12 protein-coding genes and 1 tRNA gene are annotated in these 15,341 nt (G+C 39.0%); 5 read left to right on the top strand and 8 right to left on the bottom strand.

Annotation, left to right across the window (positions count from 1 at the left end; translation table 11 throughout):
- The 5 genes from A2003_RS01015 to A2003_RS00995 form a co-directional block, all read right to left on the bottom strand.
- The coding region (locus tag A2003_RS01015; protein ID WP_286686712.1) for a hypothetical protein at positions 1-53 on the bottom strand (53 nt) is incomplete at its 3' end.
- Positions 54-278: 225 nt separating this feature from the next.
- Positions 279-1,256 carry a patatin-like phospholipase family protein gene (locus A2003_RS01010; RefSeq protein ID WP_125318423.1) on the bottom strand — a complete coding sequence of 326 codons (978 nt, stop codon included), beginning with the start codon at positions 1,254-1,256 and terminating at the stop codon, positions 279-281.
- 136 nt (positions 1,257-1,392) lie between these two features.
- Positions 1,393-2,868, bottom strand: a complete 1,476-nt coding sequence (locus tag A2003_RS01005; RefSeq protein ID WP_286686707.1) for an alanine/glycine:cation symporter family protein — start codon at positions 2,866-2,868, stop codon at positions 1,393-1,395.
- A 95-nt stretch (positions 2,869-2,963) separates the two neighbouring features.
- Entirely contained in the window at positions 2,964-4,199 is a 1,236-nt protein-coding gene (gene gltS / locus A2003_RS01000; protein WP_005402131.1) for a sodium/glutamate symporter, read from the bottom strand.
- Between the two features lie 179 nt (positions 4,200-4,378).
- Positions 4,379-5,707, bottom strand: a complete 1,329-nt coding sequence (locus tag A2003_RS00995) for a DcaP family trimeric outer membrane transporter (protein WP_286686706.1) — start codon at positions 5,705-5,707, stop codon at positions 4,379-4,381.
- Between the two features lie 419 nt (positions 5,708-6,126).
- Between A2003_RS00995 and A2003_RS00990 the strand changes: the two genes are divergently transcribed.
- Positions 6,127-6,834, top strand: a complete 708-nt coding sequence (locus tag A2003_RS00990; protein ID WP_099949078.1) for a nitroreductase — start codon at positions 6,127-6,129, stop codon at positions 6,832-6,834.
- A 21-nt stretch (positions 6,835-6,855) separates the two neighbouring features.
- Here the strand turns inward: A2003_RS00990 and A2003_RS00985 are convergent, their stop codons facing one another.
- Positions 6,856-8,070, bottom strand: coding sequence for a multidrug effflux MFS transporter (locus tag A2003_RS00985; protein ID WP_005402128.1), 1,215 nt, complete (start codon positions 8,068-8,070; stop codon positions 6,856-6,858).
- Positions 8,071-8,213: 143 nt separating this feature from the next.
- Here A2003_RS00985 and yccS point away from each other — a divergent pair, with 143 nt between their 5' ends.
- From yccS to A2003_RS00965, 4 genes are all read left to right on the top strand, one after another.
- Positions 8,214-10,388 carry a YccS family putative transporter gene (yccS, locus tag A2003_RS00980; RefSeq protein WP_112987285.1) on the top strand — a complete coding sequence of 725 codons (2,175 nt, stop codon included), beginning with the start codon at positions 8,214-8,216 and terminating at the stop codon, positions 10,386-10,388.
- A gap of 79 nt (positions 10,389-10,467) precedes the next feature.
- Entirely contained in the window at positions 10,468-11,052 is a 585-nt protein-coding gene (locus tag A2003_RS00975) for a YcxB family protein (RefSeq protein WP_004908704.1), read from the top strand.
- A gap of 161 nt (positions 11,053-11,213) precedes the next feature.
- Positions 11,214-13,751, top strand: a complete 2,538-nt coding sequence (locus tag A2003_RS00970) for a PepSY domain-containing protein (RefSeq protein WP_286686705.1) — start codon at positions 11,214-11,216, stop codon at positions 13,749-13,751.
- Between the two features lie 124 nt (positions 13,752-13,875).
- Positions 13,876-14,661, top strand: a complete 786-nt coding sequence (locus A2003_RS00965) for a YdcF family protein (RefSeq protein WP_004950576.1) — start codon at positions 13,876-13,878, stop codon at positions 14,659-14,661.
- Positions 14,662-14,691: 30 nt separating this feature from the next.
- On the opposite strand, the gene A2003_RS00960 is transcribed toward A2003_RS00965, so the two are convergent.
- Together A2003_RS00960 and A2003_RS00955 are read right to left on the bottom strand one after the other, a co-directional pair.
- Positions 14,692-15,159, bottom strand: a complete 468-nt coding sequence (locus tag A2003_RS00960) for a DUF2750 domain-containing protein (RefSeq protein ID WP_004950574.1) — start codon at positions 15,157-15,159, stop codon at positions 14,692-14,694.
- Between the two features lie 94 nt (positions 15,160-15,253).
- A tRNA-Val gene (locus A2003_RS00955) sits at positions 15,254-15,329 on the bottom strand.
- Positions 15,330-15,341 lie beyond the last annotated feature (12 nt).

Here is a 15,341-nt window from a genome sequence, read left to right as displayed (position 1 = left end):
ACAATCACCGATATAAAAAAAAGGCGTGGGTTAGGAAAAAATGATTTAAACATCGTGTTTAACAATCCTTGTGGTGTTACTTATGACGTCGATGCGTCATCCTATAATGCAAAACTTAAATTTGTTTAATAAAAAGTTTAATGAATTGTAGTTATTTACCTGTTTTCTTGATTTTTTCATAGCTTTTTGTAGAGGATTTACAAATTGTTTTATAAGAAAACATCTGCCAGCAAACCAAGCCTTATCTTGTATTGATTTACTGACAGTAAAATAGCAAATTAAGGTGCTACAGAATCAATTTTTAGTGCAAAATCTTGCTGAGCTTGAGTAGCTGAATTTTGCTTACTTTGAATTGTCCATTGAATATCCGCAAGTTTAGCCTGTGCTGCATCAATCCCAGCTTGCATAGTCATTTCACGACCTTTCACATCAAAGATATGTGCCTTTTCACGTATATCAGGTTGAATCACGACATCCGCATCTTTCAATTCTTCTTCGGCTAATCGCCCTTGCATGATATTAATATTTTGATTGAACAAACCCCACACATTGGTAGTTTCGGTATGAATTGGCTGCGCCAAAATATCTACAGCAATCACAATATCCGCACCTAGTTCCCGTGCTACTTCAACTGGGACAGGACTCACTAGCCCACCATCAACATACTCGACATTACGAATCTTAGTCGGCACAAACATACTTGGAATAGAAGTCGATGCACGCACGGCTTGCCCTGTATTGCCATAGTTAAATACGGTTTTCGTCCCATTTTTGAGTTCAGTTGCAACCACATACATTGGAATTTTTAACTTTTGTAGCGGTGTGTTAAGCACTTGTTGATTGACATAATCTTCAACTTTTTTACCATCAAAGAAACCTTTGAGGCTCACATTTACATCACGTACATCATTGGCTTTAAGTTTGAGTGCAATATCTCTCAATTCAGCTGCGCTTTTACCACTGGCATATATTGAACCCACGATACTGCCTGCGCTTGTACCTACAATCAAATCAGGTCGGATACCTTGCTGTTCAAGCACTTCGATCACTCCGATATGAGCATATCCTCTCGCACCACCACTTCCTAATACCAGCGCAATGACAGGACGTTTCTGTTGTTTTTTGATCGCAGCAAAAGGTTGACTCATGGTTTGTACCTGAGCATCTTCTACAACAGGTCGTAGATGTGATGTGGTTTGGCAACCCACCACAAACATCATCGATAGTCCTAGAGTCAATAATTTAAGCTGTTTCATCTGCATTTGATGCCATATTCACTTTATATCTCTCTCAAATTTTACTCCGAGCGATTTTTAAAAGCTGTATCAATTCTTTGCTGACTGATTTCTATGCCACATAAAAAAAGCTCCTTTACAGGAGCTTTTTATCAATTTACCAAATATCGGAATCGACTTTTTTCTTCAATTCAGGATAGTTATCAATCTTAAACTCAGGTTCTTTAATCCCTTTTTTAAGCTGAGAGGTATAATCTTTCAATAAAATCAATGCTATCGGAGTCAGCAATAGAATTGCGATCAGGTTAATAGTTGCCATCAATCCCATCGATAAATCTGCCATAGACCAAACCAACGGAACGCTAGTGATTGCACCGAAGTACACCATAACCAATACTAAAATACGGAAAATCAGCATAATTTTAGGATTGTTATTGATGAACTGCACATTACTTTCCGCATATGCATAGTTACCAATAATCGACGTAAAGGCAAATAAGAACAGAATAATAGCGAGGAAACCACCGCCCCAACTGCCAATCTGACTCTCAAGCGCTTTTTGCGTTAAAGTTACGCCCTCAAAACCTGCTTCGTGATACATGCCTGACACCATAATGATAATCGCAGTACATGAACACACAACAAAGGTATCTACAAAGACACCTAGCATTTGCACTAAACCTTGGTTTACTGGATGTTTTACATCTGATGCAGCAGCAGCATTTGGGGCAGAACCCATACCTGCTTCATTTGAGAACAAACCACGTTTAATCCCCATCATCATTGCCATAGAAATCATAGCACCGAAGAAACCACCAGCTGCTGCTTCAAACTCAAAAGCTTTTGTGAAAATAAGTTTAAAGATTTCTGGCAACATTGGCAGATTGATGATAGCGATGTACAAAGCTACGATAATGTAAAGCAATGCCATGAATGGCACGATACCTTCAGCAACTTTTGCGATACGTTTAATACCACCAAAAATAATCAATGCTGTCATTGTCACTAGTCCAATGCCAACCCATGAGATTTCTAGGTCTAAACCACCCAAATCTAAAGTTAGATTGGCCTTATCCCATCCCCAAGCATGAGAAGTTGCACCAATAATCGCATTTGCCTGAACAGCATTAAACACAAACCCATAAGCTAAAATGAGAGAAAGTGCGAAAACAATCCCTAACCATTTTTGCTTTAAACCTTGAGTAATGTAATACGCAGGTCCACCACGGAATTGTTTGTTTTGATGGTCTCGTACCTTAAATAACTGTGCAAGCGATGACTCCACAAACGCAGAACTCATGCCTAAGAATGCAGTAAACCACATCCAAAACACCGCACCTGGACCACCTATCGCAATCGCAATCGCAACGCCAGCAACGTTACCCACCCCTACACGACTTGCCAGTCCTGTAACGAATGCCTGAAACGGTGTGATCCCGTGCTCATCCACACATTCTTTACGGCTGCCTTTCATGACACGAATACTGTGTAAAAATAAGCGAAGCTGTACCGCACCTGTGATTAACGTGTAAAACACACCCACTGCAACCAACAAGACAACCAAGAAATTCCAGAGCGGATCATTAAAGAATTGCACCCACGACATCAGCGTGGCATTTAATTGTTCATTCATCACTTATTCGCTTTGATAAATTATATGTATATCAAACACATATACGATAAAAATGGATGAATCAAAAAAGCCCCACATGGGGCTTTTGATCCGACTTAGGCAAAGAATTTCAAGATAACTTGAATTACTGTTGCGTTAATTAAATCGACAAAGAATGCACCACATAATGGAACAATTAAGAACGCTTTATGAGAAGGTCCATACATATTAGTAATGGCTTGCATGTTTGCAACCGCAGTTGGTGTTGCCCCCATACCAAAACCACAGTGACCCGCAGCAAGAACAGCGGCATCATAGTTTTTACCCATCACACGGAAGGTTACAAAGGCTGCATATAGAGCCATAGTAATGGTTTGAGCACCTAAAATAACAACCAGTGGCCCAGCCAAATCTGCCAATTGCCATAACTTCAACGAAAGCAATGCCATTGCCAAATACAATGAAAGCGACGCATTACCAAACACATCAATTGCACGATCAAAAATATCAATTTTCAATACGCTTTCAAGAATATTTCGGAGAATAACACCACCACCAAGCGCCCAAACAAAGGTTGGTAACTCGAACCATGTCCCTTTGCTATAACCCGTCATAAACTCAGCAAATGCAAGACAGGCAGCGAACATACCCAATGTTGTGATTGCATTATCTGCTGTAATTAAACGTACTTGATGTGGGTTTTCAAATGGAGCAAGTTCATCAGGATGTTTATCAAGATGCGTATCGCGATCTTTGATTTCTAATAAACTTTTTTCATGTGCAAGGCTATAACGATTGATCAATAATTTAGCCAGTGGACCACCAATGATCCCACCAATAATTAGACCAAATGTCGCACTTGCCATTCCTAGTGCTAATGCACCTTGAATCCCATGTTGGGTTTCAAGAATTTCACCCCAAGCACCAGCAGTACCATGACCACCTGTGAGCGTGATCGAACCAGCGATCAAACCAACCAATGGATCAATACCTAACAATGACGCAAGACTCATACCTACCGCATTTTGTACTGCGATAAAAGAAGCCACACAGATCAAGAATATAACGAGTCCAATACCACCCTCACGAAGCTTCATAAAATTAGCACTTAGACCAATTGAAGCAAAGAAGATCAGCATAAAACTTGTTTGCAATTGACTGCTGAAAACAATGCTATATCCCCACATTGAGTGCACCAGCAAAGATACAACTGCTGCAACCAAACCACCTGCGACAGGCTCTGGGATGTTGTAACGTCTTAAGAAGTCAATTTTATTAACGAGCAGACGCCCTAATAACAAGACGATAACCGCCGAAATTAGGGTATAAAAACCATTGAAAGTAAATTCCATATCTTCTTCCGTTTATTTCATTAGTTTTTAGATAGTTTTTCCATCACACAACTAATAAAACAGTAACTCTCAAAATGAGTGAAAACTCAATCAAGTTAATAAAAAACATACAGTTCTTTGTAAGAACCCAGCCTGTATTAACAGATGATTTTCACGGATGATTACACCTATAGGATAGGTTAGAAGTTATAGCGAGCCATTGCTCCTACACGGTTATCCTTACCTTTTTGACCATTGAAGGTTTTGCGTTCGCCATAGATATACTCTAAACCGAACGTGATTGGCGTAACAGGCGAAAACATTACATTCAACCAACCTTGTTGTAGCGTTTTGTTTTGCGCAGTATCTAGCAATGCATATTGAGCAAATGCATTGTTATCTTTAGCAAACATCGCGCCATACGCCAAAGTGCTACGAACTTTTGGCGTGATCTGATACGTTGTGCCCACAGTCACAGCATCAAATTCATTGAGATTTAAATCATAATTTGTCGGATTCACATTGAACGCATTATTGGTGTAAAGCAAAAATTTGCTGTCACCTTTCACATGTGAGTAATCAAGCATCGCTTGCAAAGAATCTGTAAATTTGTATTTTGCACCCAGCGCAATCCCCCAACCTAAGTCAGATTCATTTGCACTGAGTTGGTGATAATCTTTATCAAAGGCTTCTTTACTACGCACCTCTGTCAAAAGTGCACGAGCTGAAGTTGTCCCCTTACCCTCTGCAAAATCGTATTTGATTTTCGAGCTAAAAGCAGGTGCACGATTATCGTCGCTACCTTTTTCTAGAGCAATCGCATAACTCGTGACAGGATTCAAAGAACCACTGTAGCGAACCATTGGAGTTCGATATGTACCAATACCTAAAGGTGAATTGAAATCAAGCATCTCAGGTTGCAGATCTGTCGCCAAGAATGTTGATGTAGTTTGACCAAACAACCAGTCGTTATAAGTCAAATACGCATGGCGGATACGGATTGTATCGTTGTTAGTTCCACCGCGAAAATCAACTTCTAGCTTTCCACCAACATCTGCACCTTGTACAGGTGCTTTAAAATCTAAGCCCAAACGAGTCACGGTCGCAGTGCTATAAAATCGGTCACTATTTTTCTCATTATTTTCGAGATCGACTTTATTAATTCGGTTAAAAATACCATCGCCACCTTTGGCTTGATAAGAAGCATCTCCACGCAAGAAACCATATAACTTTACATCAGCACCAGATGCTGTTTGAAAAGAGAGTGGCGATTTTTTATTTGTATCAGATGATGGAGTTGTAGTCTGAGCAGCTAGAACTTGAGCTGAATCTGAAACAGGCAATGTAGTTTTTTGTTTTGATTGAGGAACATATTGTTCAAGTAAAGCACGCAACTCTTTCACTTCATCACGAAGTTGTTGAATTTGCTCTTGCTCAGTAGCAGCCTGTGTCGTGTTCATCATCAAGATAGCAACAGTAAATGCCAAACCCTGAATCAAGAACGGCTTGCGGATGAGAGGTAAACTCATGAGAAGCTCCTTGTATTCGATGTATATTTCAACATTTCTACAAACATAAAATTGGATAAATTCACTATGTTTGTAATAGAAAATCCCCCTCACCCAATAAGTAAGGAAAGCCTAATCAATTTTTAAAAAGGGCGTATTATGCATAAATTTAGAATATTGTGTGTATTTTTTTATTCGAATAAAAACTCAGTTTTAAGCAATTTTGGCTAAATAATAGTTCTATTTCATTATGTTACAAATATATTTCTTTTTCACACAAACAAAACCGCGCATAAATTATTCAGCTTTTACTGATGAAACGAAAATACAATTACTTTTAAAACAAATTTTGCAATACGACTAAAAAACCATCTGCAAAAACACCAGATTCATTTATAGTCTCACCCAATGAGAAAATAGCTAAAAGAGCTGGAGTTTATATGAATACGGAACAAGTCCGTTATGTTGATGAAGCAATAACTTCTCGCCACTCAGTACGTGCATTTCTAGACACACCTGTTGATGTACAAACGATTAAAGACATTTTGTCAGTCGCAAGCCGAGCACCATCAGGTACAAACACTCAACCATGGAAGGTTTATGTGCTTACTGGAAACAAACGCGCAGAGATGATTGAGCGCGTCTGTGCAGCTCAGCTTGAGTTATTTCAAAAACCAGAATTAGCAGAGCAGTACAAAGAAACTTTTGCATATTATCCAGAAAATTGGATTTCACCGTTTATTGATCGTCGTCGTGCAAATGGTTGGGGTTTATACGGATTATTAGGTATTCAAAAGGGCGAAAAGGAAAAAATGGCAGCACAACAACTGCGTAACTTTCAGCTTTTTGATGCGCCTGTTGGACTTTTCTTTACTGTCAACAAAGCGATGGGAATCGGATCGAAGATGGATATTTCGATGATGATTCAAAATGTGATGGTCGCGGCTAAAGCACGTGGTTTGGATACTTGCCCTCAAGCTGCATGGAATCACTTTTATCCAATTGTCTTAGATGTACTTGGAGCACCAGATGATGAAGAGCTTATTTGTGCAATTGCATTAGGATATGCCGATCCAGATCACATCGTGAATACCTTCATTACGCCGCGCGAACCTGTCGAAAATTTTACTGTCTTTGTTGGTGAGTAAACTTTAATGACCACAGTATCTCTACATAGAGATACTGTTCTGTTGTCTTCCAACCTTAAAGATAGCGACCAGTCCTGCTGAAGTAAACATCAACATCATGAGCCCCATGTTCAATGATGCTTTCCAAATCAAAAAGTTCAGAATAACACCACCTAATAAACCACATGCAAACTGCATACTTCCCATGATCGCACTCGCAGTTCCAGCTCGAGCACCTTGTTTAGACATTGCCAAAGCCATTGCATTTGGACCAGTCAAACCAATTCCAGACACTACAAAAAATAAACCAAACATCAATATCCACAACGGAGCGTTATGCATTGATCCTGCAAACACAACACATACAGCACCAAGGAACTGAATCGAACCGCCTAAACGAAGACGGGGATAAATATCCATTCGTGTATTGAGATGCTTATTCAAAGAAGACATCAACATAATTCCAGCAGCATTAAAAGCGAATGCATAGGAGAATTGCTGTTGAGATAATCCATATTGCCCCATAAAGACCGCTGATGCAGAACTGATGTAACAAAACAAAGCTGCACCTGTCAGACAGCCTGCAAACATGGGGACTCTAAAGCTCGCATCTTTTAGAATTGCGGCATAAAGAGTTGTGACTTGATAAGTGGAAAGCTTGAGACGACGCTCAATTGGCAAAGATTCTTTAAAAAAGAAATGGACACATAACCAACAGATCACACCAATAATAGCCAATGCAGCAAAAATCATTTCCCAAGGGAAAAAGTTCAGAATCCAAGCGCCAAACATAGGTGCTAAAATAGGTGCTAGCCCCATGACAATCATCATACTTGAAAATGCTTGAGCTGAACCTTGAACATCCAGCCGATCACGAATCGCAGCGCGCGCAATAACGACACCGACACAGCCCCCAAGCGCTTGAAAAATACGTGCAATGATTAATGCCCATTCATTACTTGCAAATACACAAGCCAGACTGGCAATCACATAAAGGGTTAAACCAAAATACAAAGGTTTTTTTCGACCAATCCGATCGCTCACTGGACCATAGATAAGTTGACCAATCGCAAGCCCTAAAAAATAGGCAGGCAAAGTATTTGCGACCATTTGCGTGCTTACCCCAAACTCCTCTGCCATTTGAGGCAAAGCGGGTAAATACATATCAATTGATAAAGGGCCTAAAGCGGTAAGGAGTGCAAGCAACATAATCCAAGTTGTTGAATATTGACGTGAATTAGACTGCTCGACCTTCATAATACTTCACTTTTCAAGTTTATTCCTGATCTAAGCTTAACACTCTCATGCTATTTTGTGCATAATAATACAGGCTGACTAGCACTTTTGAGATGTCAGTTCCCATACAATAATTCCATGACACGATACGAAAAGGACAGCGCTTGAATCCTTGGTTTGGACGATTAAAACAATTAACTTATAACACCACGTTTATGTATAACGTGAGGATGTTGATCGCTTTTGTAGGTACAGCTTTTGTTCCTTATTTATTGGATTTTCAACTGGCTACGATTCCATTAACTTTAGGTGTAGTCGCTGCGGGTATCAGTGATATTGATGATCGCTTTTCTGTGCGGATCATGAACTTAATCTACACCTACATCGGTTTTTTTATTACAGCAGCATCCGTTCAATTATTATTTCCATACCCTTTCGCATTTGCTTTTGGTTTGATCGCCTCTTGTATTGGCTGGATTCTGTTAGGTTCGTTAGGGCGACGTTACGCAACGATTGCTTATGGATGCTTGGTGGTTTCGGTATATACCATGCTTGGTGTTCATCTATTTGAAGACTGGTATTTGCAACCTGCATTACTTGTGATCGGAGCAGCATGGTATGGTCTGATTTCAACTATCAGCTTCTTATTATTTCCAGTCCGTCAGTTACAAGATCAACTATCAGCATCTTATAATGCTTTAGGTAGTTTTTTATATGCTAAATCAAACCTGTTTGATGTGGATATGACCGCATCAAGCTACCAACAAAGCATGATTGATTTAGCACTAGAAAATGGAAAATTAATTACATTATTCAATAATTTACGTGTAGCACTAGTCACTCGCCTCAAAGGAGACCGAGGTCAAAAAGATACGCGACGCAGCTTACAGTATTATTTTGTAGCTCAAGATATTCACGAGCGTGCTGATTCCGCTCATATTGATTATCAAAAACTCGCTAAACTGTTTCAGCACAGTGATATTTTATTTCGTTTCCAACGTATTCTTACCATTCAAGGCAAAGCATGTCAGGACTTAGCGCAATGTATCTTGAATCGCACACGTTATACGCACAACAAAAGATTTCAACATAGTTTTGAAAATCTTAGACTGTCATTAGAAAAATTACGTGAAGATAATATTTATGATCAAGTACGTGTGAATGCCTTATTTGCACTCTATCAAAATTTAAAATCGATCGATGCCCAACTGCAAAACTTAGAAACAGAACGCGATTTGCAACTGATCAACGCTCAACAGACTGAACACCAACTTAAAGATGATGATCTCAAAGGTTGGAATGATATTTTTGTTCGAGTCAAACAGCATCTCACACCTGAATCTGTTTTATTCCGACACGCGGTCCGTTTATCTATCGTTTTATTTATTGGCTATATTTTTATTCAAGTTACCCATATTGCATATGGATACTGGATTTTACTCACTGCACTGTTCGTATGTCAGCCAAACTTCAACGCCACAAAACGCCGCTTATATTTGCGTATAGTGGGTACATTAATCGGCATTATTGTTGGATTGGCGATTATCTATTTTATTCCTTCACTTGAAGGGCAATTGGTGATGCTTGTTTTAAGCGGTGTGTTATTTTTCGAACTAAGAAGTAAGCAATATGCTCAAGCAACTGCATTCATCACTATCTTGGCACTGATCAACTTTAATCTTGATGGTTCTGCATTTGCTGCAGGATTTCCAAGATTTATCGATACACTTATCGGATGTGCCCTCGCATGGTTTGGCGTGAGTTTTATTTGGCCCGATTGGAAATTTCGCCGGCTGCCACGTACCATCCAGCGTTCTATAGAAGCCCAATGTAATTATCTTTCGGAAGTAGTTCAGCAATACCACGAAGGTAAAAATAATGCGCTCAATTATCGTGTAGTTCGTCGCGCAGCGCACAATACCGATGCAGAAGTTGCTTCTTTAATTTCCACATTAGCAACTGAGCCAAATATTGACCCAACACAAAAGTCACTGGCATTCGAGTTCTTGTGTTTGAGTCATACCTTTTTGAGCTATATCGCAGCCTTAGGTGCACATCGAGCACAAATCCATGATCAAGAAGTATTGGCTTTACTTGATCAAGCCCTAGACGATATTAAAGGCACATTATTGCGTGATGAGGTTCCAGATTTATCCGCGCAAAACATGTTACAAACCATACGTCAACGACTCAGTACTCATGATGAAGGTGATCCAAAGTCCTTGATTATTTTGCAACAATTATCACTCATGTTTGGTATTTTGACTCGCTTAAGCATGCTTAAACAAAGCTTGAGTCATGAGCCAAATCAGGATGGCACTGAGTTTGCATCTCTTTGATTTATCCACCATTGGCATAATATCTTTGACTGCTAATTAATGCTAAACTTAACCTAGTTCTACACTCATTTTTTATACTATGACCGCCAAAACGCTATACGCTTATACGCTACAACCTGTTCCCTACGAAGTTTCCGAAGCTGAACAACGTCAAGCTCAACTTATGATTTGGCGTAGTACTAATAAATTTAGTCGCAAAGCGTGGATCATTATGATTTCGCTTGTGGTGCTTTCTTTAGTGACCGCTGGACTGATTAACTACTACTCTACTTACTCAACTGTATTTTGTTGGGTTGTTATCGTGTTCGTTGCCCTCTTCTACCTGATTAAACGATTCGGTCTTGAGTGGTATGTGAAACGTAAAATGAATGAATTCCCAGTTCAGGAAATTAAAGGTCTTCGTCTTGGTGTTCAACCACACGGTATCGTCATGCGCCAAAAAATGGGCGTTCAAGAAGGTACTGCAACAATCGGTTGGAAAGATATTTATGAGTGGTATAGCTCACCTGACTTCATTTTGGTGAACTTTAAAGTAAAAACACCAAAAGGTGATGAACAACAAGGTGCATATATCCTTCCTAAACGCATGGATTCAAAAAACTTTTCATTCAATACTGTTCGTAAACATTTGAATGAAACTGTAGGCGCTCCGAAAACGCTATAATTAAAAATATTCAAAAAAAGCCTCTCAAAATGAGAGGTTTTTTTTAATGTAAAAATTTAAATGAGAATCAAAATCAATATTACCTACAAAATCCATATTATATTCTTAATCTTGAGTTATAATTTTTTACATGAACTCCACTTTATTTACATTTTTTGACCATGCTTAAAAAAGTCTTCTTCCAAATTCATTGGTTCTTAGGGATCACTGCAGGTTTAATCCTTTCATTGATGGGCATAACTGGAGCAATTTATTCATATGATCAGCAAATCTTAGAATTCATCAATAAAGAGAGCTATGTTGTTGAAGCTGCTTCTACTCCAAAGTTAACCCCAGCCCAGATATTTCAACACTTCAATAAAAAACAACCCGATATTGAGATTAATAGTATTACCATCGCAGCTGACCCTACCGCATCTTCTACAGTAAATATTAAAAAAGAAGGTGCTCGTCGTGGCTATAATATGATGGTCAATCCATATACAGCTGAAGTATTACCAGAAGTCAAAGGTCGTGAGGTATTACAATTTATCCAACGATTGCATCGGAACTTAACTGCAGGCGAGTTTGGCGCACAAATTACAGGTGCATCAACCTTGATGCTTATCTTTTTTGTGCTGAGTGGACTTTATCTTCGCTTCCCTAAAAAACATTCTTTTAAACAATGGTTCTTTATTAAGCCTAAACTTAAGGGTCGCAATTTTATTTGGGATTTACATGCTGTAGTTGGAACTTGGCTTGTCGTCTTTTATCTCTTATTTGCATGCACTGGTTTGTATTGGTCATATGACTGGTGGCGTGCTGGTATGTTCAAAGTCATGGGAGTTGAACAACCTAAACGCAACGAACCAAACCAAGATAGAAAAAAACCTGAAAAAGAAAAACTTAAACCTGAGCAAGTGACCAACATATTGTCGCAATCGTGGACAGGCGTGAATGCCCAAATTGGACGTGAATATTCATCATTAACATTTAATATTCCGAAAAAGAACGATGCAAAGCTTGAGCTATCCTTTGTGGATGCTATCCCCCAACATGAACGTGCTCGTAACCAAGCTATTTATAATTATCAATCCAACACTTTTGAGAAATTTGAGCTTTACGAAGATAAGAAGCTAAATGAAAAGATTATGAGCAGTATGCTCCCTGTACATCGTGGAAGCTTTTTTGGTGACACTTATCAATTTTTAGCAATGCTGGCATCTTTAACAATGCCTTTATTTTTCGTCACAGGTTGGATGCTTTATTTAAAACGTCGCAAACAAAAAAAACTCACACTCGCGGTACGAAATACGATCGGTTCTCAAGTTATTGACCCAAATACAAAACCATGGCTCATCACATACGCAAGTCAAACAGGTGTGGCTGAGCAACTCGCATGGCGTACAGCAACAAGCTTACAAGAAGCACAGCAAGCAACAATTGTTAAACCTCTTCAACAGTTGACTGAGAGTGAGCTTCAGCAAGCTGAGCTTGTCTTATTTGTGGTGAGTACCTATGGAACTGGTGAGGCACCTGACTTAGCAACTAGCTTCAGCAAAAAGATGATGAAGCAATCACTAGATTTAAGTTCAATGCAGTTTGCAGTGCTTGCATTGGGTTCTAAAGAATATCCTGAAAGTTTCTGTAGTTTTGGGCATGCAATAAACCAATGGTTATTAGCATCGAAGGCATCACCTTTATTTGACTTAATTGAAGTCGATAACGTCAATCCTAATGATATCCAACGCTGGAATCAGGCTTTATCAGAGATTACGCACACAGAACTACATGCAATGAACATTGAAAAAGTATTTGATCACTGGACATTAAGTTCTCGTACACTCCTCAACCCAAATAGTCTTGGGCAACCTGCTTACAATATTGAATTCACCGCTCCTCATGATATGACTTGGCATCCTGGTGATATTGCAGAAATTCAACCAGAAAATACTCCTACAGAGATTCAACGCTTTTTAGAAAAGTACCAAATCTCAGCTGAATCCAAAATCGAATCATTGAATCAGAAAATTGATCAGGCATTACGGAATAAAAATTTACGCGTAGATGTTCTGGCATACAATCATCTTGATGAGCTTATCGAGCAGCTTCCTACCCTACCCACTCGAGAATACTCTATCGCTAGTATTCCTCCGCAGCAAATTCTCAGACTTGTCGTTCGTCAACAGCGTGACCCACAAGGTGAACTTGGGTTAGGCTCTGGATGGTTAACAGAACATATCCAAATCAAAGATAAACTAGCTTTACGAATTCGCACGAATGAATCATTCCATCTGATTGGTGATAATCGTCCAATCATTTGTATCGGTAATGGCACAGGTATCGCAGGTTTGATGAGCCTGTTGCAACAACGTAATCGTCAAAATTACACTGAAAATTGGTTAATTTTTGGTGAGCGTCAACGTGAATGTGACTATTTCTATAAAGATACCATCGAAGCATGGAAAAACATGGGAACTCTAAAACGTCTAGACTTGGCATTCTCTAGAGATCAAGCTCAACGTATTTATGTACAAGATATTCTTCGCAACAATGCTGAAGAGCTTTTAGCATGGATCGCTAAAGATGCTGTCATATACATTTGTGGAAGCATTGAAGGTATGGCAACAGGTGTTGAAGCTGCATTGATCGATCTTCTAGGAGAGGAAAAATTGGATGAATTACGATTATCAGGTCGTTATCGTCGAGATGTTTACTAAGCTTTATTGAATATAGATAAAGATGGGTGATATTCACCCATTTTTTATTCATCAATAGAAGCGTTTGCCTTTCGATGAATTTTGCATACACTTAGCACGTTTTATATCGCTTACGAAAAAGATTATGCAAGCAAGCTCATGGATTCGTATCATTTTAGCTATAGTCGGTTCTATTTTATTCCTAGATGGAGCTATTCTAATTGCGCTTAAAAAGATTCATATCGGTACAGTTTTACCCTTTTTGATTGGACTATTTTTCTGTATTTACGCTTATTTCTATTATCATTTTGAACGCTTTTTCTTTTATCACTTCCGTCTGCATTCTATTTGGCGCTTTGCATGGGCGTGTTTTTGGATTTGGATCATTAGTCTAGGATATTTCTTTAATTATCTGACAGATAACAATCAGAAACCTCAATCTATTCCACCTGTTAAAGCAATTATTGTTTTAGGAACAGGCATCGAGAATGGTCAACCATCAGCAACACTTGCAAAACGTCTTGATCGTGCAGCACCTTTGGCAAAAGCGCAACCAGATGCAAAAGTGATTGTCTCTGGTGGAATTGATTTTGGCGAGAAAGATAGCGAAGCAATTGTTATGTCACGCTATTTGCAGCAAAAACATCAAATCCCTGCCACTCAGATTTTACTCGAAGACAAAAGCACCAGCACTGAACTTAACCTCAAGAATAGCCAGCCTCTGCTATCAGCGCATCACATTACTCTTCAACAACCCATTGCAATCGTAACCAGTGACTTTCATACCTTACGTGCGCAAGCGATTGCAAAAAAACAAGGTTATAGCCAAACCATTTTACTTGGATCAACTACGCCTTTGAGCACTCGATATAATGCATGGTTAAGAGAGTATTTCGCTTATGCAAGCGGATGGATATTAAATGAATATTGATTGGGGACTCTGCCCCAATCTTTTTTTGATTTAATTATGCAAACGGATATCACGTGGCAGGGGCAATTTTAACTCTGCAAATACATCAGGGCGCTGTAGATAGACTTGATAAAGAAAGTTTTTAATATCTAACAATAATGTATCAGGTGGCACCAATAAATTATTACCTTCAGGGGTCAGATCTAAAGAAAGGATCGTATTATTTTCCTTTAAAAAGGGAATCATCTTTTCAATAAAAGCCAATAATGGAACTTCCTGTAGATGATAGTTTGCCCAATTATCTTTAATTAATAATTTTGCCAATCCTTTACTTTGCCAGATTGATAAAGCATGTTGCCCAGAAGGTGTTGCACACAACGCCCACCCATCATGATACAAAGCAATCACTTGACGCTGCATAACAATTTGTTCAATGAACTGACGATAAGTATCTTTTGGAGAAAGATTAGAATTAGTTTGAGATTTCGACGCAGCCTTGCGTTGATAAGGATTTCTCATAAATCACTTCAATTTTAGAATCATTATTGCGGCTAATGATAAAAGAAATGACTTAAAATCACAATCAAGATAGCAAGATATTGTATGGAAGTTATGGTGGGCGCTGACGGGATCGAACCGCCGACATTCTGCTTGTAAGGCAGACGCTCTACCAACTGAGCTAAGCGCCCTGAGCGAGGTAA

Origin of the sequence: Acinetobacter sp. GWC1_38_13 (assembly GCF_001767535.1) — a bacterium.
GTDB lineage: Bacteria > Pseudomonadota > Gammaproteobacteria > Pseudomonadales > Moraxellaceae > Acinetobacter > Acinetobacter junii.
Note: the sequence above shows the minus strand (reverse complement) of the source record. Positions and strands in the feature narration are given on the sequence as shown.

What these genes read in the sequence shown, in the direction of transcription:
- A2003_RS01010 (WP_125318423.1), bottom strand. Translation starts at nt 1,256, where the DNA reads ATGAAACAGCTTAAATTATTGACTCTAGGACTATCGATGATGTTTGTG.
- A2003_RS01005 (WP_286686707.1), bottom strand. Translation starts at nt 2,868, where the DNA reads ATGAATGAACAATTAAATGCCACGCTGATGTCGTGGGTGCAATTCTTT.
- gltS (WP_005402131.1), bottom strand. Translation starts at nt 4,199, where the DNA reads ATGGAATTTACTTTCAATGGTTTTTATACCCTAATTTCGGCGGTTATC.
- A2003_RS00995 (WP_286686706.1), bottom strand. Translation starts at nt 5,707, where the DNA reads ATGAGTTTACCTCTCATCCGCAAGCCGTTCTTGATTCAGGGTTTGGCA.
- A2003_RS00990 (WP_099949078.1), top strand. Translation starts at nt 6,127, where the DNA reads ATGAATACGGAACAAGTCCGTTATGTTGATGAAGCAATAACTTCTCGC.
- A2003_RS00985 (WP_005402128.1), bottom strand. Translation starts at nt 8,070, where the DNA reads ATGAAGGTCGAGCAGTCTAATTCACGTCAATATTCAACAACTTGGATT.
- A2003_RS00975 (WP_004908704.1), top strand. Translation starts at nt 10,468, where the DNA reads ATGACCGCCAAAACGCTATACGCTTATACGCTACAACCTGTTCCCTAC.
- A2003_RS00970 (WP_286686705.1), top strand. Translation starts at nt 11,214, where the DNA reads ATGCTTAAAAAAGTCTTCTTCCAAATTCATTGGTTCTTAGGGATCACT.
- A2003_RS00965 (WP_004950576.1), top strand. Translation starts at nt 13,876, where the DNA reads ATGCAAGCAAGCTCATGGATTCGTATCATTTTAGCTATAGTCGGTTCT.
- A2003_RS00960 (WP_004950574.1), bottom strand. Translation starts at nt 15,159, where the DNA reads ATGAGAAATCCTTATCAACGCAAGGCTGCGTCGAAATCTCAAACTAAT.